Consider the following 18,044-nt stretch of genomic DNA (forward strand, 5'->3'; position numbering starts at 1 on the left):
AGGCGGGGCACTGTGGGTTTGCGGGGTGTGAGCCGCATGGATGCGGCGACCAAGCCCCCATGGATGGGTTTACGGCGCCCCCGCGAACCCACAGTGCCCCGCCATCCCACGGAATGCAGGCTTTTGACGTTGCCGTTGCATTGGAGCAGGTGCAGGGCGCAGCCCTGCAACAAAAAACCCCGCTTGCGCGGGGTTCTCTGTGTACTGCGTGCAGCGGGGGTGCTTACGGGCGACGGGCCAGCGCCTCGACGTCCTTCGCCTTCGGCAGCAGGTCCTGCTTGGTCACGCGCAGCGCACCAATGGTCAGCATCGGCACCGCCACCAGGATCGAGGACAGCACCACGATCACCGCACCGATCATGTGCGTCTCGGCCAGGCCTTCCATCGAGCTGCCACCGTACAGGTACAGGGCCAGCGCGGACAGGAAGAACATCACCGCGGTGATCACCGTACGCGACAGCGTCTGGTTGATCGAACGGTTCAGCACTTCCATCGGCTCGGCACGCAGGCTGCGGAAGTTTTCGCGCACGCGGTCGAAGACCACGATGATGTCGTTGATCGCAAAGCCCATCACCGACAGCAGGCCGGCCAGCACGGTCAGGTCGAACTCACGGCCCAGCAGGGACACGTAAGCCACCGTCACGATCAGGTCGAACATCGCCACGATGCTGGCGGTGACCGCGAACTTCCATTCGAAGCGCACCGCGATGTAGATCAGGAAGCCGGCCAGCATGAAGATGGTGGCGTACAGACCGTTCATCGCCAGGTCCTTGCCGATCTGCGGGCCAACGAACGCGTTGCGCAGCACGGTGGCCTGGTTGTCGGCGGTGGACAGCGCCTTGACCACCGCCGCAGCGGTGGCCTTGTCCTCGGCGGCGGCCGCACCGGTACCCGGGGCGTGCTCACCGTGCGGGGCCAGGCGGATCAGCAGGTCGGTGTTGCCACCGACGCTCTGCACCTGGGCGCCTTCAAAACCATTGTCCTCGAGCTTGGTACGGACCTGCTCGACGTCCACCGCGTGATCGAAGCGGGCTTCGATCAGGGTGCCGCCGGTGAAGTCCAGGGCGTAGTTGAAGCCCTTGAAGCCGATGATGCCGATCGATGCCAGGAACACGATGATCGTGACGACCATCGCGACATGGCGCCAGCGCATGAAGTCGATCTGGGTATCGTTCGGGAGGATGTGCAGCGGAAAAATTTTCATGTGCGTGTCGTCCCGTCAGATGGCCACGTTCTGGAGCTTCTTGCGACGGCCATAGATCAGCGTCGCCAGGGCGCGCGACACGGTGATCGCAGTGAACATCGAGGCGAAAATACCGATGATCATGGTCAGGGCGAAGCCCTTCAGCGGACCCGTGCCGAAGGCGAACAGGGCCACACCGACGATCAGGCCGGTCAGGTTGGCGTCAAGAATCGTGCCCGAAGCACGTTCGTAACCGGTCACGATCGCGGTCTTGCCCGGCACGCCGGCACGCAGCTCTTCACGGATACGCTCGTTGATCAGCACGTTGGCGTCCACCGACAGACCGACCGACAACGCCAGGCCGGCGAAGCCAGGCAGGGTCATCGTCGCGCCGAACAGCGACATCACCGCCACCACGATCAGCAGGTTGAACAGCATCGCCAGCGAGGTGATCAGGCCGAACATGCGGTAGTAGATGGTGAAGAACACCAGGGTGAACAGGAACGCGTAGACCACCGCGGTGATACCGTTCTTGACGTTCTCCGCACCCAGGCTCGGGCCGACCACGCGCTCTTCGACGAAGTCCATCGGCGCGGCCAGCGAGCCGGACTTCAGCAGCTTGGCCAGGTCCTCGGCTTCCTTCTTCTGCAGGCCGGTGGTCTGGAAGTTCTTGCCGAACACGCCATTGATGTTGGCCACCGAGATCACTTCCTCGTTGACCTTGAAGCCACGCACTTCCTGGCCGTCAACAACGGTCACGGTCGGCACGCGCTCGGTGTACACCACGGCCATCGGCTTGTTCACGTTGGCGCTGGTGAAGTCGAACATGCGCTGGCCGCCGACGTTGTTCAGCGTAACGCTGACCGCCGGGGCACCACTGTTGGTATCGGTGACCGCCTGTGCGCCGACCATCTGGTCGCCGGTGACGATCACGCGCTTGTTCAGCAGGATCGGGCCACGGCCATCACGCTGCTGGTAGACCTTGGCTTCCGGCGGGATGCGGCCGGAGGCGATGGCGTCCTGCGCGTTGCCTTCGACCACCGCACGGTATTCCAGGGTGGCGGTGGCACCGATCATGCGCTTGGCTTCGGCAGTGTCCTGCACGCCCGGCAGCTGCACGACCACGCGGTCGGCACCCTGGCGCTGGATGATCGGCTCGGCCACGCCCAGCTGGTTCACGCGGTTGCGCAGGGTGTTGATGTTCTGCTCGATGGCGCCGTTGGCGATCTGCGAGATCTCGGTGTCCGGGATGGTCACCGTGATGCGGCTGCCGCTGACGTCGTAACCCAGGGTCGGCTGCGACTTGACCAGCGCCGCGCGGGCGTTGGCGGCGGCATCGTCACCGGCCGACGGGCTCAGGTTGACCACGATGGTGTTGTCGGCGCGACGCTCGACCGACTGGTACGCAATGCGCGCGTCGCGCAGGGTGCTGCGCACGTCTTCGGTGTAGGCGTCCAGGCGCTTGTCCAGGGCTGCCTTCTGGTCGACCTGCAGCACGAAGTGCACGCCGCCCTGCAGGTCCAGGCCCAGCACCATCGGGCGGCCGCCCAGCTTGGCCAGCCAGTCCGGCACGGTCGAGGCCAGGTTCAGGGCCACCGTGTAGCTCTCGCCGACGGTGTCACGCAGCGCGTCGCTGGCAGCGGACTGGGCCTTCAGGTCCGGCAGGCGGACGATCAGGCTTTCCCCTTCCTTCTCGGCGCCGATCGTGGTGATACCAGCCTTCTTCAGGTCGGCCAGCACACGGTCGCGCAGCGCGTCGTCGACCACTCCGCCACGGTTGGCGGTGATCTGGACGGCCGGGTCCTTCTGGTAGATGTTGGGCAGCGCATACAGGGTACTGAGCGCCAGTACGATCAGGATGACGACGTACTTCCAGCGTGGAAATTCGAGCATTGCTTGGGTCCCGCGCGGCGCCATCCCCGGCGCCGCGGTTGTGCATCGGAAAGGGAGTGGCTTACTGGGCCGACTTCAGGGTACCGGCCGGCAGCACGTTGCCGACAGCGCCCTTCTGCACGCGGATGCGCACGTTGTCAGCCACTTCGATGGTGATGAAGTTGTCGCCGATGTCGGTAACCACGCCGGCGATGCCGCCGTTGGTCAGCACTTCGTCGCCACGCTTGATCTTCTCCAGCATGGCCTTGTGTTCCTTCTGCCGCTTCATCTGCGGGCGGATCATCAGGAAGTACATGATGGCGATCAGGATGATCGGGAACAGCAGGGTGGTCAGGCCCATGCCCTGCGGTTGGCCGCCGGCGGCCTGGGCGTGGGCGGCGGGAATCAGGAAAGCAAGCAGGTTCATCGTTGGTCCTTAGGTTGGGCGGCGCTCAGGCCCGTTTGACGGGCGCAGGGTGTCGACCGCGGATCTGGGTCAGCCTTGAAGTATGCCACGGCCCCGGACGTTCGTCCTTGGGCCGTTCGGCAGGGGTGCTGCGGGGTTACAGGGGCGGCGCAACCGCCCCGCGTGCTGCATAGAAGGACTCGCGGAAGGCCTGGAAGGTTCCCGCCTCGATGGCCGCGCGGATGTCGGCCATCAGTTTTTCGTAGTAGAACAGGTTGTGCAGGGTGCCCAGCATCGGCGCCAGCATCTCGTTGCAGCGGTCCAGGTGGCGCAGGTACGAGCGGGTGTAGCCGCCGCTGCAGGCCACGCAGCCGCAGCCCGGCTCGATCGGGTCCATGTCGCGCGCATACTGCGAGTTGCGGATGCGTACGGTGCCGAACGAGGTGAAATAGTGGCCGTTGCGGGCATTGCGGGTGGGCATCACGCAGTCGAACATGTCCACGCCACGGGCGACACCCTCGACCAGGTCTTCCGGCCGGCCCACGCCCATCAGGTAGCGCGGGCGGTCGCCCGGCAGCTCCGGGTCCAGGTGGTCGAGCATGGCGTTGCGCTCGTGCTCCGGTTCGCCCACGGCCAGGCCACCGATGGCATAGCCGTCGAAGCCGATCGCCTGCAGGGCCTCGGCCGAGCGGCTGCGCAGGTCGGTGTGCACGCCGCCCTGGACGATGCCGAACAGCGCCGCGTCATTGCCCAGCTCGTCATGCGCGTTGCGGCTGCGCTGGGCCCAGCGCAGGCTCAGCTCCATCGAACGGCGGGCGACGTCCTCGGTGGCCGGGTACGGGGTGCACTCGTCGAAGATCATCACCACGTCCGAATCGAGCACCTTCTGGATCTTCATGCTCTCTTCCGGGCCCAGGAACACGCGGGCGCCGTCGGTGGGCGACGCAAAGGTCACGCCCTGCTCGGTGATCTTGCGGCGGTGCGCCAGCGAGAACACCTGGAAGCCGCCGGAATCGGTCAGGATCGGGCCATCCCACTGGCAGAAGCCGTGCAGGCCGCCGTGGTCGGCGATGATGTCCAGGCCCGGCCGCAGGTACAGATGGAAGGTGTTGCCGAGGATGATCTCGGCGCCCAGCGCGCGCACCTGGTCCGGCAGGATGCCCTTGACCGAGCCATAGGTTCCCACCGGCATGAAGGCCGGCGTTTCCACCGTGCCACGCGGGAAGGTCAGGCGGCCACGGCGGGCACGGCCGTCGCGGGTCTGGAGCTGGAACTGCAATCGGGACATGGAGCGGTCGTTCAGGCAAATAGTCGCCTATTGTCTCCCAAAACCGCCGTCCCTGCTCCGGTAGCGCCGGGCATGTCCCTGAAGTGCGCACCAAGGGTGCGCACCCACCACAATCAGGCAGAGGCCAGCCCCCCTACCCCGCCTGCGGGAACAGCAGCATCGCGTCGCCGTAGCTGAAGAACCGGTAGCGCTGTTCGATCGCGTGCTGGTAGGCCTCGAACACGCGATCCTTGCCGGCAAACGCGGAAATCATCATCAGCAGCGTGCTTTCCGGCAGGTGGAAGTTGGTCACCATCGCGTCCACGCTGCGGATGCGGTAGCCGGGGGTGATGAAGATCTGCGTCTCGCCGGCGAACGGCAGCAGTTCACCCTCGCGCATCGCGCTTTCCAGCGCGCGCACCACGGTGGTGCCCACGCCGATCACCCGGCCGCCAGCCTCGCGGGTGCGCCGCACCTGCTGCACCAGTTCAGCGCCCACGTTCAGCCACTCGCGGTGCATCACGTGGTCCTTCAGGTCATCGGCGCGCACCGGCTGGAAGGTGCCTGCGCCCACGTGCAGGGTGACGTGGCCGAAGTCCACGCCCTTGGCCTTCAGGGCCGCCAGCAGCGGCTCGTCGAAATGCAGGCCGGCGGTCGGCGCGGCCACCGCGCCCACTTCGCGGGCGAACACGGTCTGGTAGCGCTCGCGGTCGTCCATGCCCGGTTCGCGCTGGATGTACGGCGGCAGCGGCAGGCGACCGGCATGCAGCAGCCACTGCTCCAGCGATTCGGGCACGTGGAACTGCAGGACGTAGAACTCGCCGTCGCGGCCCAGCACCTCGGCCTCGCCGCCGGCATCCAGGGCGATGCGGCTGCCGGCCTTGGGCGACTTGCTGGCGCCCACCTGGGCACGCGCCTGCTGGCCGCCCAGCAGGCGCTCGATCAGGATCTCCACGCGGCCGCCACTGGCCTTCTGCCCGAACAACCGCGCCGGGATCACCCGGGTGTCGTTGAACACCATCAGGTCGCCCGGCTGCAGCAGCGACGGCAGGTCGCGCACCTGCACGTCGTTGAAGGCGGCGGGCGCCGGCGGCACCAGCATCAGGCGGCTGGCCGAACGCTCGGCCAGCGGCGCCTGGGCGATCAGTTCGGCCGGCAGGTCGTAGTGGAAATCGGACTTCTTCAAGGCAGTGATCGGCAACAGGTCGACATTGGCGCGCATTGTACGTCCAGCGCCTGCGAGCAGGCGTGCTTCGTGGCGAACGTCGGGCAATATGCTGCTATGCAGCAGGTTTCTGCGGGGTTATCGCGCAAAAAAACTAGTGCTAGCATCGGAAAGGAAGTCCGCAGCACGAGTCCGCCCCAAGCGCGCGTGATGACGCGCGTTTTGCTTTTGAAGGCCCGTGCGACCCATTGTTTCAGGAGATCTGCAATGAGCTTCATCGAACGCCTCGCCCCCCTCCGCGCCCAGCCCGGCAACCGCATCACCACCGGCCTGGACGACGCCACCCTGGTCGCGCTGTCGGCCCGCCACCCGCAGCTGGTTGCCGCCGTGGAAGCGGCCGCCGACGAGTTCGGGCGCGTGCAGCAGGAGCTGGGGCCGCTGCTGGCGCAGGACGAGCAGGCGCAGATCGACGCGATGCAGGACGGCTTCGTCAATTTCTATGCCGACGACGCGGTGACCCCGTACGTGGCGCTGGCCGCGCGCGGCCCGTGGGTGGTCACCCTGAAGGGCGCGGTGCTGTACGACGCGGGCGGCTACGGCATGCTCGGCTTCGGCCACACCCCTGATGCGGTGCTCGAAGCGATGTCGCGCCCGCAGGTGATGGCCAACATCATGACCCCCAGCCTGTCGCAGCAGCGCTTCATCGCCGCCCTGCGCGCGGAGATCGGCCACCGCCGCGGCGGCTGCCCGTTTGCCCGCTTCATGTGCCTGAACTCGGGCTCGGAAGCGGTCGGCCTGGCCGCGCGCATCGCCGACGTCAACGCCAAGCTGCAGACCGACCCGGGTGCGCGCCATGCCGGTGCCGCCATCAAGCGCGTGGTCATCAAGGGCAGCTTCCATGGCCGCACCGACCGCCCGGCGCTGTATTCCGATTCCAGCCGCAAGAGCTACCAGCAGCACCTGGCCAGCTACCGTGGCGAGGATTCGGTCATTACGGTCGCCCCGTACGACGAGGCCGGCCTGCGCAAGGTGTTCGAGGATGCCGAGCGCAACCAGTGGTTCATCGAAGCGGTGTTCCTGGAACCGGTGATGGGTGAAGGCGACCCGGGCCGTTCGGTCCCGCCGGCGTTCTATGCGGTGGCACGCGAGCTGACCCGCGCCCATGGCAGCCTGCTGCTGCTCGATTCGATCCAGGCCGGCCTTCGCGCCCATGGCGTGCTGTCGGTGGTGGATTACCCGGGCTTCGAAGGCCTGGATCCGCCGGACATGGAAACCTACTCCAAGGCGCTCAACGCTGCCCAGTACCCGCTGTCGGTGCTGGCGGTGACCGAGCATGCCGCCCAGCTGTACCGCAAGGGCATCTACGGCAACACCATGACCAGCAACCCGCGTGCGCTGGACGTGGCCTGCGCCACCCTGGCCCAGCTCACCCCGCAGGTGCGCGCCAACATCGCCGAGCGCGGTGCCGAGGCCGTGCGCAAGCTGGAACAGCTGAAGAGCGAGCTGGGCGGGCTGATCACCAAGGTGCAGGGCACCGGCCTGCTGTTCTCCTGCGAGCTGGCCCCGCAGTTCAAGTGCTATGGCGCCGGCTCCACCGAGGAATGGCTGCGCCAGCACGGCATCAACGTGATCCACGGTGGCGAGAACTCGCTGCGCTTCACCCCGCACTTCGGCATGGACAGCGACGAGCTGGACCTGCTGGTGGGCCTGGTCGGCCGCGCCCTGCGTGAAGGCCCGCGCCGCGAGCAGGCCGCCGCCGCGTAATCCGCGCCAACGCGTCATAATCGACCAACACCCCGCCCGCGACCGCTGACCCGGTTGCCGGCGGGGCGTTTTCGTTTCCGCACCAAGAGACAGGAATCCCCCATGAAGTCCCTCTGCGTCTACTGTGGCTCCAACGCTGGCAGCAAGCCGGTCTACACCGAACGCGCCATGGCGCTGGGCGACCGCATCGCCCGCGATGGCATGCGCCTGGTCTACGGCGGCGGCAACGTCGGCCTGATGGGCACCGTCGCCAACGCCGTACTGGCCGCCGGCGGTGAAGTAACCGGCGTGATCCCGCGCCAGCTGGCCGACTGGGAAGTGGCCCACCGTGGCCTGACCGAACTGGAAATCGTCGGCTCGATGCATGAGCGCAAGTCGCGCATGTTCGACCTGTCCGACGGCTTCGTCGCCCTGCCCGGCGGCTTCGGCACCATGGAAGAGATCTTCGAGATGCTCACCTGGCGCCAGCTCGGCATCGGCAACAAGCCCTGCGCCTTCCTGGACGTGGACGGCTTCTATGCCCCGCTGATCGGCATGATCGACCGCATGGTGGAAGAGCGCTTCCTGCACCCGGAACAGCGCCAGGACCTGTGGTACGGCTCGGACATCGATGAAATGCTGGCCTGGATGCAGGCCTACGAGCCGGCCCAGGCCTCGAAGTGGATCGACGAGAAGCGACGCGCCGCGCTGCGTTGAGCGTGGCCCAGCGTGCCTGACCTGCGCGGTGGTTCAGGCCACCGCGCGCGTCCACGGTGCCGGCCGCCCCAGCAGGTAGCCCTGGCCGTAGTCACAGCCCAGCTCGAACAGGCTCTGCCGCTGGGCCTCGGTCTCGATGCCCTCGCCGATGGTCTCGATGCCCAGCGTGCGCGCCAGCGACAGCACGCCTTCCACCAGCGCGCGCGTGCTCTGTGCCTCCGGCCCGTGCAGGCCGGCGATGAAGCTCTGGTCGATCTTCAGCGTGCTGATCGGGAACCGGTGCAGGTAGGACAGCGCCGAGAAGCCGGTCCCGAAATCATCCAGTTGCACCTGGATGCCCCGCTCGCGCAGCCCCTTGAGGATGCGCAGCGTGTGCGGGCCGTCGTCCAGCAACGCCACCTCGGTGATCTCCAGGCGCAGCCGCTGCGGATCGGCATCATTGGCTTCCAGCAGGCCGAACAGGCGCGCACTGAAATCGGCCGAACGGAAGTGCCGCGGTGACACGTTCACCGAGACATAGCCACGCCCACCGTCGGCCAGGCCGGCGATGACCTGCTCGTAGATGAGCCAGTCGACCTGCTCGATCAGGCCGCTTTCCTCGCCCAGCTCCAGGAAGGCGCCGGGCAGCAGCAGGCCGCGGCGCTCGTGCTGCCAGCGCAGCAGCGCCTCGTGGCCCACCACCTCGCCATCGGACAGGCGCACGATGGGCTGGTAGAACGGCACGAAATCGCGGTTGTTGATCGCCCGCCGCAGGTCCGCCTCCAGGTCCAGGCTGCGCATCGCCTGCTCGCGCATGTCCTCATCGAAGATCGCGCAGCGGTCATGGCCCTGCGCCTTGGCCCGGTACATCGCCGCATCGGCATCGCGCAGCAGTTCTTCGCCGGTGCGGTAATGCGGATTCCACAGGGCGATGCCGAGGCTGCCGGAGGGGAACAGTTCGCGCCCGGCGATCCACATCGATTCCTGCAGGGCCAGCAGCAGGCGCTGGCCGAAATCCAGCGCCTGGGCCAGGCCCTGCGGGCACTGCAGCAGCACGGCGAATTCATCGCCGCCCAGCCGTGCCACCACGTCGCCGTCGCCGGCCATGGACACGATGCGCTTGGCCACCTCCACCAGCATGCGGTCGCCAGCGGCGTGGCCGATGCTGTCGTTGACCAGCTTGAAGCGGTCCAGGTCCAGGAACAGCATCGCGAACACCGGCCCGCCTTCGCGGCGTGCCAGCGCCAGCGCATCCTGCAGGCGGTCCAGAAGGTGCAGGCGGTTGGGCAGCCCGGTCAGCGCATCGTGCATGGCCTGGTGGGTCAGGCGCTGCTCGGCGCGCAGCCGCTCGGCAATCTGGCCCAGCAGCTTGTCATTCACTTCAGCCAGTTCGCGGGTGCGTTCTTCCACGCGTTTTTCCAGCTCGGCATGCGCCGAACGCAGCCGCTGCTGGTCGCGCTGGCGGGCCAGGCCGGTACCGATGTTCTGTGCCACGAAGGTCAGCAGCCGCTGGTCGTGCACGCTGAAGGCGATCTGGTCGGTGTAGCTCTGCACCACGATCGCGCCGACCACCTCGTCATCGCGCAGCAGCGGCACGCCCAGCCAGCAGTGCGAACGCGCACCGGATTCGCGCACTTCGCCGGTGGCCAGCAGCGCGTCGATCTGCGCACGCGATGCCAGCAGCGGGCGCCGGTGGCGCACCACGTATTCGGTCAGGCCGCGGCTGAAGGCGCGCGGCGCGCGTGAGCTGTTGTGCTCATCCACCGAGTAGACGAAATCCAGGCCGTCACTTCGCGCATTGACCAGGGCGATGTAGAAGTTGCGCGCGTCCAGCAGCCGGCCCACCACGCCATGCACCTGCCCATAGAACTGGGCCAGGCTGTCGGCCGACATGGCCATCTCGGCGATGTTGTAGAGCGCGGTCTGCAGCTGTTCGCCACGACGGCGCTCGGCCACTTCGTCCTGCAGGCTGCGGTTGGCACGCTGCAGCTCCAGCGTGCGTCGCTCCACCTGCTGTTCCAGCCGCACCTGTGCCTGGCGCCGGTCCATCGCGGTCTGCACGTGCTGGGCAACGAAGCCCAGCAGCGCGCGCTCGGCTTCGCCATACAGCGCAGCCTGTTCGTAACTCTGCACCACGATGGCGCCGCACACGCGGCCATCGCGCAGCATCGGCACGCCCAGCCAGTCCAGGCTTTCCGGGCCGCGCTCGGGGTCATGCTCTTCCTCGGCATCGGCCAGCAGTTCGCGCGACGGGCCACTGAGCGGCTTGCCATGCCGCAGCAGGGCCACGGTCAGGCTGCGCGGCATCTGCCCGGCGTCGTAGCTGATCGTGGGGTCGGCCACGAAGTCATCCACCTGGTCGGCGAAATACAGGAAGCGCATCTGGTCGCGCACATCGTCGTACTCGACGATGTAGCAGTTCTCCGCGTACATCAGCGAGCCAAGCACGCCGTGCACGTGGCGCAGCATCTCGCCCATCTCCAGGTCGGCACCGGCCAGGTCGGCAATCTGGAACAGCGCCTGCTGAAGCCGTTCAGCCTGTTCCAGGGCACGGATCTGTCCGGCCTGGCGGCCACGCTGCAGGGCCAGCTCCATCGCCTGCCGCGACACCCCCCACCAGGCTTCCGAAGGCGACGCGCCGCGCACCCGCAGCGACAGCTGTGCGCCATCGTGCTCCCAGGCAGCGTGCTCCCATATCCCCGCGTCCCCGTCGAGCTCGCCATCGCTGGCGCCCTGCGGCCAGCTGTCCCGGCCGCGGCCCAGCTGCGGGTCGTTCCACCCCACCCGCACGATCGCCGCGTCCGGCAGCAGCGCATGCAGCGCGCGCACCAGCGCCGTGCTCAAGACGGCCTCGTGAGGTGACAGCGATGACACACGGTCGGCTTGCGTGGACAAAATGACGTTCTCTTGGCGCCGCTACAGCGTCGCCTCCCCTGAGCGGGCGAGCATAACGCGGCACCGGGGGGGGAATGGAAGCCCGCCAACCCCGTTTCGTGCGCCGGCACGTTGTTCCTGTCGACACCCGCCCGCGAACCGCCGTGAACTGCGCCCTCCCCGCCCCCGCCAACGGCTATGCGCCACCGCCTGCAGGCCTTACCCTGTATGCCGTGGAAGCGACCGCCCTGCCAACCGATGAAGCGCTGATGCTGGCCTGGGCCGGTGGCGACCTGCAGGCGTTCGAAAGCCTGTATACGCGCCATCGCAAGCGCCTGTTCGGCTTCCTGCTGCGGCAACTGCGCGACACCGCGCTGGCCGAAGAGATATTCCAGGACGTCTGGCAGCGGGTGATCAGCGCCCGCGCCGGCTGGCAGCCCGATGCTGCATTCAGCACGTGGTTGTTCCGCATCGCGCACAACCGCCTGAACGACCACTGGCGTGCCGCCCGCCATCGCCCTGCCGCGCCGGCCGACGCCGATCTGCGCCTGGCTGCGCTGGAAGACGGGCAGACCCCGGAAGCTGAACTGTCTGAATTCGAGCAGCGCCGGCGCATCCAGCTGGCGATGGAAGACCTGCCGCCCGAGCAGCGTGAAGTGCTGCAGTTGCGGCTGGAACAGGAACTGAGCCTGGAGGAGATCGGCCAGATCACCGGCGTCGGCCGGGAAACAGTGAAATCGCGGCTGCGCTATGCGATGGACAAGCTGCGTGCGGGACTGAAGGCATGAATCGAGACGATCCCCTGTCGCCTGAAGAACGTGCGCTGGCCGGCCTGATCGGCCGCCGCCACGACCAGGCACCGCCTGCTGCGCTGGACGCGGCGATCCTGGCGGCCGCGCGTGCAGCGGTGTCCACGACTGCCGCGGACACAGCGGCGGCCGCCGACAGCACCGCCCCGCCGTCGACCGCGCGCCGGCCGCAGCGGCGCTGGCCGGCCGTGTTCGGCATCGCCGCGTCGATGGTATTTGCCGTCGGCATCGCCTGGCAGATGCGCCCGGAACCGTCGGTGCTGCCAGCACAGGAAGCACAGATCGCCACCGCGCCCGCCGCCGACGCCGATGCCGCCGCTGCGGCCGATGCCCAGGCACCGCAGCCCATGTCCGCTGCGGCTGAGGTTGCGCCGCCGCCGCCGTTGCCCGCGCCGCAGGCTGCAGCCAAGCAGGCCGCGCAGCCCGCCGTTGCCCGCAGGCCCGAGGCGCAGGCGGCCCCGGCCCCGGCGGTGGCCGAACCCGCGCCCCGCATCGCCCTGCGCAGCCTGCCAGCCGAACCCGCTGCCGAGGCCGCCTTCGCACCCGCACCGCCGGCGCCGCCCGCGCCCGCGGCACCCGCAGCACCGGTGGCCTATTCCGCCCCGGCTGCGGCCGAGCTGGACGCGATCCAGGGTGAAGCCGCGGCCAGCGCCGACGCCGCCCGCAGCCAGCGCCGTGCAGCACCCACCGCCTTCAAGGCCAATACCGCGCCCGCGCCGACCCGCGCGCCGGGCGTGATGCTGCGCCGCTCCAGCGATGCCGCACTCAGCGCCGATGCAGTGCATTCGGAAGTCGCAGCCGATGCCAAGCTGCCGCGCCGGCAGTGGCTGCAGAAGATCCGCGAGCGCCGCGACAACGGCCAGCGCGATCTGGCCCGTGCCAGCCTGGAGCGCTACCTGCAGACGTATCCCGAAGCGCGCCTGCCAAAGGATCTGCGCCCGCTGCTGGACGACTGAGGCAGACCCGCCGCGACCCCGTAGAATGGTCGCAATGCCCGATATCCTCGCCCAGCCCGTCAGCCATACGCTGGACGTCAAGCACAGCCGCTTCACCGCCCACGCCGCGCCCATCGACAGCGGCGCCGGTGCGCTGGCGTTCCTGCAGCAGGTGGCCGTGGCCGATGCCACCCACAACTGCTGGGCCTACCGGCATGGCCAGGATTACCGTTCCAGCGATGATGGCGAGCCCGCAGGCACCGCCGGGCGGCCAATCCTGGCCGCCATCGATGGCCAGGGCTTCGACCGCGTCGTGGTGGTGGTGACCCGCTGGTATGGCGGCATCAAGCTCGGCGCCGGTGGCCTGGTCCGTGCCTACGGCGGCACCGCCGCCGAATGCCTGCGCACCGCGCCGCGCCTGCCGCTGGTAGCAATGGCGCGCCTGCAGCTGCTGGCCGGCTTCGAGGATCTGGGCACCCTGCACGCCGCCCTGCCCGGCTTTGCCGCCGAAAAGCGCGATGAACAGTTCGATGCCAACGGTGTGCGCCTGCGGGTGGAATTGCCCGCCGACCAGGTCGACGCATTGAAAATCCGCCTGCGCGACGCCACCCGTGACCGTATCCGCATAGAAGATGACCACCAGGATGACTGACAGGGACGAGACGTCCGCTTCAACCCCGCCGCTGCGCCGCCTGGGCAGCCTGCGTACGCTGTGGCCGTTCGTGCGCCGCCACAGCGGGTTGTTCACCGCCTGGCTGCTGGCCCTGGCGGTCTCCTCGGCAGCGACACTGAGCCTGCCGCCAGCGGTCAAGCAGATGATCGACCACGGCTTCAGCAGCGGCGGCCAGATCAACCGCGCGTTCGCCCTGCTGATGGTGGTGGCCGTGGTAATGGCGCTGGGCACGGCCGCACGCTTCTACTTCGTGTCGCTGCTGGGCGAAAAGGTCGTGGCCGACCTGCGCAGCCAGCTGTACGCACACTTGATCCAGCTCGGCGCCGGCTTCCATGACCGCAGCCGCAGCGGCGAACTGGTGTCGCGCCTGACCGCCGATACCGAACTGCTGCGCAGCGTGGTCGGTTCGACCATGTCGGTGGCCCTGCGCAGCAGCGTGACGGTGGTCGGCAGCCTGGCGATGCTGTTCGTCACCAGCCCACGGCTGGCCGCATGGTCGCTGCTGGGCATCCCGCTGGCGGTGCTGCCGATCATCATCGGCGCGCGCAAGCTGCGCGTGGTCGCCCGCAACAGCCAGGACCGCATCGCCGATGCCAACAGCCTGGCCAGCGAAACGCTGGGGGCAGTACGCACCGTGCAGGCCCATGCCCGCGAACCCTATGAGCGCGGTCGCTTCGACCATGCCTTGGGCGATGCCATCAAGGCCGCGCGCCGCCGCATCGGCGCGCAGTCGCTGGTCACCGCCAGCGCCATCCTGCTGGTGTTCGGCGCCATCGTTGGCGTGCTCTGGCTGGGCGCGCACGATGTCATCGACGGCCGCCTGAGCGCCGGTACCTTGGGCCAGTTCGTGCTGTATGCACTGATCGGTGGCGGTTCGGTGGGCGCGCTGGCCGAAGTGTGGAACGAACTGCAGCGCGCGGCCGGCGGCATGGGCCGCATCGGTGAGCTGCTGCAGGAAGACATCGAGATCCGTGCGCCCGTGCAGCCGCATGCGTTGCCGCAGCCGCTGCAGGGGCAGATCCAGTTCGACGACGTGGTGTTCCATTACCCGCAGCGCCCGGACCAGCCGGCGCTGGATCACTTCACGTTGAACGTGCGCCCGGGCGAGACCGTTGCCCTGGTCGGCCCGTCCGGGGCCGGCAAGAGCACCGTGCTGTCGCTGCTGCTGCGCTTCCATGATCCGGCCAGCGGCCGCATCTGCGTGGATGGCCATGATGTGCGCCAGGTCGATCCGGCCGACCTGCGTGCCCAGCTCGCGCTGGTGCCGCAGCAGCCGACCCTGTTCGCCACCAGTGCACGCGACAACATCCGCTACGGCCGCCTGCAGGCCAGCGATGCCGAGGTGGAAGCCGCGGCACAAGCGGCTGAAGCCGACACCTTCCTGCGCGCCCTGCCGCAGGGCTACGACAGCGAGCTGGGCGAGCGCGGTGCACGCCTGTCCGGCGGCCAGCAGCAGCGCGTGGCGATCGCCCGCGCCCTGCTGAAGGATTCGCCCATCCTGCTGCTGGACGAGGCCACCAGTGCACTGGACGCGCAGAGCGAGCACAGCGTGCAGCAGGCCCTGGAACGGCTGATGGCCGGGCGCACCACCGTGGTCATCGCCCATCGCCTGGCGACCGTGCTGAAGGCCGACCGCATCGTGGTCATGGACCAGGGCCGCATCGTCGCCGAAGGCACGCATGCGGAGCTGTTGGCTGAAGGTGGACTGTATGCGGAGCTGGCGCGACTGCAGTTCGTCGATTGATTGACGGCCGGCTAACACCGGCCGGCCCAAGCTGGCGGCGAAACCGAAGGTTCCGCTGAAGGAGGTGCACGATGTCGTTCCGTCAGTTCCCCGCAGTCGACAGCAATGGCGAAAGCCACATCATCATCGAGTTCAAGCCCGATGCCGCCGGCAGCAGCAATGACCGGGAAACCACGCCGCGCTACGAACTGGATGACGGCCGTCACCTGGTCCGTAATGGCCGCGAGTTCACCACCAGTGGCGGCGAACTGCGGCTGACGATCTGAGGTTCGCCGGGCATGGCCCGGCGCTACCGGATTTCGTACCGCCCTGCTCTGGTAGGTGTCGACCTTGGTCGACACGCTCCGCCCCCGGGCATGAAAAATTGCGTGGTCAATTTTTCACCAACCATCTTGACAGCCTTGCCTGCCAAGGGCTGCCGACAGTTATCCACACGTTTGCTCAGAAATCATCCACACCGCCTGTGGATGACTAGGCTTGGCCGAGCACCCGGCCGATTCCACTCGCGTCGACTTCCACCGCCGCCCGCGCGATCGCCAGCGGATCGCTGCCCGCCACGAAACCGATACGGAAATGGACCTCGCCGCCCGGCGTCCGCGACGAATGGATCGAGGCCAGGCTGATGCTGTGCTGCTCGAATACATGCAGCAGCTCGCGCAGCGAACCCGGCCGGTCCTCCGGCAGGTGCACCGACAAGGCATTGCGCTCGGTCAGGTCGGCCAGCAGGTAGCCCACGCGCTCGAAGGTGTAATTGCCCGCCGCCAGCGCGGGCTCGCCGAAGGCGTCGTGGTTGGCGGCCAGCATCTGCTCGCGGAACCAGCCACGCGCCGTATCGTCGCCCTGCCCAACCTGGGCCTGCAGTGACTGCAGCTGGCCGACCAGCCGGTCCAGCATCGGCGCCACATGGGGGTTGCCGAACTGGATGTCTTCGTAGATGGCCGGGTTCAACGAGAGGATGCGCGAGATGATCGCCGTATCCAGTTCGAACGAGGCCGAGCGGTACGGCATCATCGCCGCCAGGTCGCCCAGCTGCGGCTGGTACTCACGCAGCACGCCGGCCTGCGCGAGGTGCGTGGCATGCACCATCGCCTGCACCAACGCCATCATCTGGTCGTGGTGCTGCGGGGTGGCACGCACGCACTCGGCCTGCAGGGCGGCGCACAGGCTGTCCACCCACGGCTGCCAGTGCTGCAGGCGCGCCTCGCAGATCACCATCACCCGGCCTTTCAGGGTCGGTGCTTTCGGCGGCGCGGTCATCGGATGCAGGCCGACCACTTCGGCCTGCGAGGCCAGCATCGCCTGCACCGGGGCGTCCTTCACCGAGGTCACGTCCAGCCACAGGCGCCCCTGCTCGCGGCCGCCCGACTGCTGCACGTAGCCGGCGATCAGCGCCGGGGTATGCCGGATGGGTCCCGAGAACACCAGCACATCGGCCTGCGCCAGCAGCTGTTCGGGCGTGTGCGAGGACGGGTCGGCCGGATCATGGCCGATCACCTGCAGCTGCATGTGCTCCTGGAAGAACCGGGCCAGCCAGCGCCCATAGGCGCCGGCACTGCCCACGATGCCGACCGTGCGCGGCGTACGCGCCTGCAGATCGCTCATGCCACGCGTTCGGCGTGGAAGCGCGCGGGCTCTGCCAGCGCGGCAGGCGCGGCAGCGATCACGTCGAACTCCTCGAAGCCGTTGGCCAGGGTGGCTTCCAGCGCGGCATGGGTGCCGGCGATGGCGCGCGAGATGGCCTGCTGCATCGACTCGCCACGCAGCAGGAAGGACACCACCAGCGACATCAGCACATCACCGGTGCCAGCCACATCCACCGGCAGCAGCGGCGAGGTCCAGCGCCAGGTCTCGTCGCGGCCGACGGCCAGGGTCACCAGCTCGCCGGGGGTGCCGCCCACGCTGTGCGCGATCACCCACTGCGGGCCACGGGCCAGCAGCGTGCGCGCAGCGGCGATGGCATCGGCTTCGGCCAGGGCGGGCATGCCCGTGAGGCGGTTGAGTTCGAACGCATTGGGCGTGACCAGCCAGGCGTGCGGCAGCAGGCGCTCGGCGAAGATCGTCTCCAGCCCGGGTTCCACATAGGGGCCGGTGTGGGTGTCACCGATGACCGGGTCCAGGCAGTAGCGCAGCTGCGGGCAGGCCGGCAGGATCCCGTCCAGCCAGTCGGCGAAGGCGGCACCGTTGGCGGCGCTGCCGAAGTAGCCGGAGACCAGCATCTTCGCGCGCTGCGGCAGGCCGCGTTCGCGGGTACCGAGCAGCAGATCGGCGAACCAGTCGGCCGGCAGCACGCGGCCGCGGGTGGTGTCGTAGAACGGCGCATTGCTGAGCAGGACGGTCGGGATTTCCGCCACGCGCACGCCGAGGGCGCGCATGGGCGGCACGGCGGCGCTGTTGCCGGCATGGCCGTAGACGAGCTGCGACTGGACGGAGATGACGTCGATCGGCGAGGGACCGTCGGGGCGCTGGCGACGGCCGTGGAGCAGGTGGTTGTCGAGAGATTCGCTCATGCCCGCATTCTACGCCCAAGGGGGTTTTCGGCAGGGCTTGCAGCCCTGCACCTGCTCAATGCAACTTCAACTGCAAAAGCCAGAGCCAGAGCGGCATTCCGTGGGATGGCGGGGCGGTGTGGGTGGTCAGGACACGCCGTAAACCCATCCATGGGGGCTCGATGGCGCCA

The 18,044-nt window shown here is 68.2% G+C and carries 15 protein-coding genes; 7 read left to right on the forward strand and 8 right to left on the reverse strand.

What is annotated here, in order from left to right; genetic code table 11:
- Positions 1-223 precede the first annotated feature (223 nt).
- From secF to queA, 5 genes are all read right to left on the reverse strand, one after another.
- Positions 224-1,204 (reverse strand): protein translocase subunit SecF, encoded by a 981-nt coding sequence (gene secF, locus AC3WL7_RS20875; protein ID WP_492752932.1) that lies wholly within the window; start codon positions 1,202-1,204, stop codon positions 224-226.
- Positions 1,205-1,219: 15 nt separating this feature from the next.
- Positions 1,220-3,076 carry a protein translocase subunit SecD gene (gene secD / locus AC3WL7_RS20880; protein ID WP_492752934.1) on the reverse strand — a complete coding sequence of 619 codons (1,857 nt, stop codon included), beginning with the start codon at positions 3,074-3,076 and terminating at the stop codon, positions 1,220-1,222.
- Positions 3,077-3,137: 61 nt separating this feature from the next.
- Positions 3,138-3,482: a preprotein translocase subunit YajC gene (gene yajC, locus AC3WL7_RS20885; protein ID WP_057498089.1), complete on the reverse strand. Its 345-nt coding sequence runs from the start codon at positions 3,480-3,482 to the stop codon at positions 3,138-3,140.
- 136 nt (positions 3,483-3,618) lie between these two features.
- Positions 3,619-4,749, reverse strand: a complete 1,131-nt coding sequence (gene tgt / locus AC3WL7_RS20890; protein WP_079221572.1) for a tRNA guanosine(34) transglycosylase Tgt — start codon at positions 4,747-4,749, stop codon at positions 3,619-3,621.
- 133 nt (positions 4,750-4,882) lie between these two features.
- Entirely contained in the window at positions 4,883-5,914 is a 1,032-nt protein-coding gene (queA, locus tag AC3WL7_RS20895) for a tRNA preQ1(34) S-adenosylmethionine ribosyltransferase-isomerase QueA (protein WP_492752946.1), read from the reverse strand.
- 246 nt (positions 5,915-6,160) lie between these two features.
- On the opposite strand from queA, the gene AC3WL7_RS20900 reads away from it, so the two are divergent.
- Complete coding sequence (locus AC3WL7_RS20900; RefSeq protein WP_492752937.1) at positions 6,161-7,657, forward strand: aminotransferase class III-fold pyridoxal phosphate-dependent enzyme; 1,497 nt, start codon at positions 6,161-6,163, stop codon at positions 7,655-7,657.
- Between the two features lie 102 nt (positions 7,658-7,759).
- The gene (locus tag AC3WL7_RS20905) at positions 7,760-8,353 is read left to right on the forward strand and encodes an LOG family protein (protein ID WP_079221569.1); all 594 of its coding nucleotides are present in this window, start codon (positions 7,760-7,762) and stop codon (positions 8,351-8,353) included.
- A 33-nt stretch (positions 8,354-8,386) separates the two neighbouring features.
- Here the strand turns inward: AC3WL7_RS20905 and AC3WL7_RS20910 are convergent, their stop codons facing one another.
- A complete protein-coding gene (locus AC3WL7_RS20910) occupies positions 8,387-11,176 on the reverse strand; it encodes an EAL domain-containing protein (protein ID WP_200734100.1) in 2,790 nt (929 codons plus the stop codon).
- 263 nt (positions 11,177-11,439) lie between these two features.
- Here AC3WL7_RS20910 and AC3WL7_RS20915 point away from each other — a divergent pair, with 263 nt between their 5' ends.
- The 5 genes from AC3WL7_RS20915 (at position 11,440) to AC3WL7_RS20935 (ending at position 15,633) form a co-directional block, all read left to right on the forward strand.
- Positions 11,440-11,994 carry an RNA polymerase sigma factor gene (locus AC3WL7_RS20915; protein ID WP_301554043.1) on the forward strand — a complete coding sequence of 185 codons (555 nt, stop codon included), beginning with the start codon at positions 11,440-11,442 and terminating at the stop codon, positions 11,992-11,994.
- Positions 11,991-12,971 (forward strand): hypothetical protein, encoded by a 981-nt coding sequence (locus AC3WL7_RS20920; protein WP_492752939.1) that lies wholly within the window; start codon positions 11,991-11,993, stop codon positions 12,969-12,971. Before AC3WL7_RS20915 ends, AC3WL7_RS20920 begins: the two co-directional genes overlap by 4 nt.
- Before the next feature lie 34 nt (positions 12,972-13,005).
- On the forward strand, positions 13,006-13,602 hold the full coding sequence (locus AC3WL7_RS20925; RefSeq protein WP_313420941.1) for an IMPACT family protein: 597 nt from the start codon (positions 13,006-13,008) through the stop codon (positions 13,600-13,602).
- Positions 13,595-15,367, forward strand: a complete 1,773-nt coding sequence (locus tag AC3WL7_RS20930; RefSeq protein WP_492752941.1) for an ABC transporter transmembrane domain-containing protein — start codon at positions 13,595-13,597, stop codon at positions 15,365-15,367. The genes AC3WL7_RS20925 and AC3WL7_RS20930 overlap by 8 nt, the downstream gene beginning before the upstream one ends.
- Positions 15,368-15,438: 71 nt before the next feature.
- Positions 15,439-15,633, forward strand: coding sequence for a hypothetical protein (locus AC3WL7_RS20935; protein ID WP_079221563.1), 195 nt, complete (start codon positions 15,439-15,441; stop codon positions 15,631-15,633).
- 205 nt (positions 15,634-15,838) lie between these two features.
- Here AC3WL7_RS20935 and AC3WL7_RS20940 read toward each other — a convergent pair whose 3' ends face one another.
- Both AC3WL7_RS20940 and pdxY read right to left on the reverse strand, forming a co-directional pair.
- Positions 15,839-16,969 carry a prephenate dehydrogenase gene (locus AC3WL7_RS20940; protein ID WP_492752943.1) on the reverse strand — a complete coding sequence of 377 codons (1,131 nt, stop codon included), beginning with the start codon at positions 16,967-16,969 and terminating at the stop codon, positions 15,839-15,841.
- Entirely contained in the window at positions 16,966-17,874 is a 909-nt protein-coding gene (gene pdxY / locus AC3WL7_RS20945) for a pyridoxal kinase (protein WP_492752944.1), read from the reverse strand. Before pdxY ends, AC3WL7_RS20940 begins: the two co-directional genes overlap by 4 nt.
- Between the last annotated feature and the right edge of the window lie 170 nt (positions 17,875-18,044).

This window comes from Stenotrophomonas sp. FW305-3-2-15-E-LB1 (assembly GCF_058787375.1).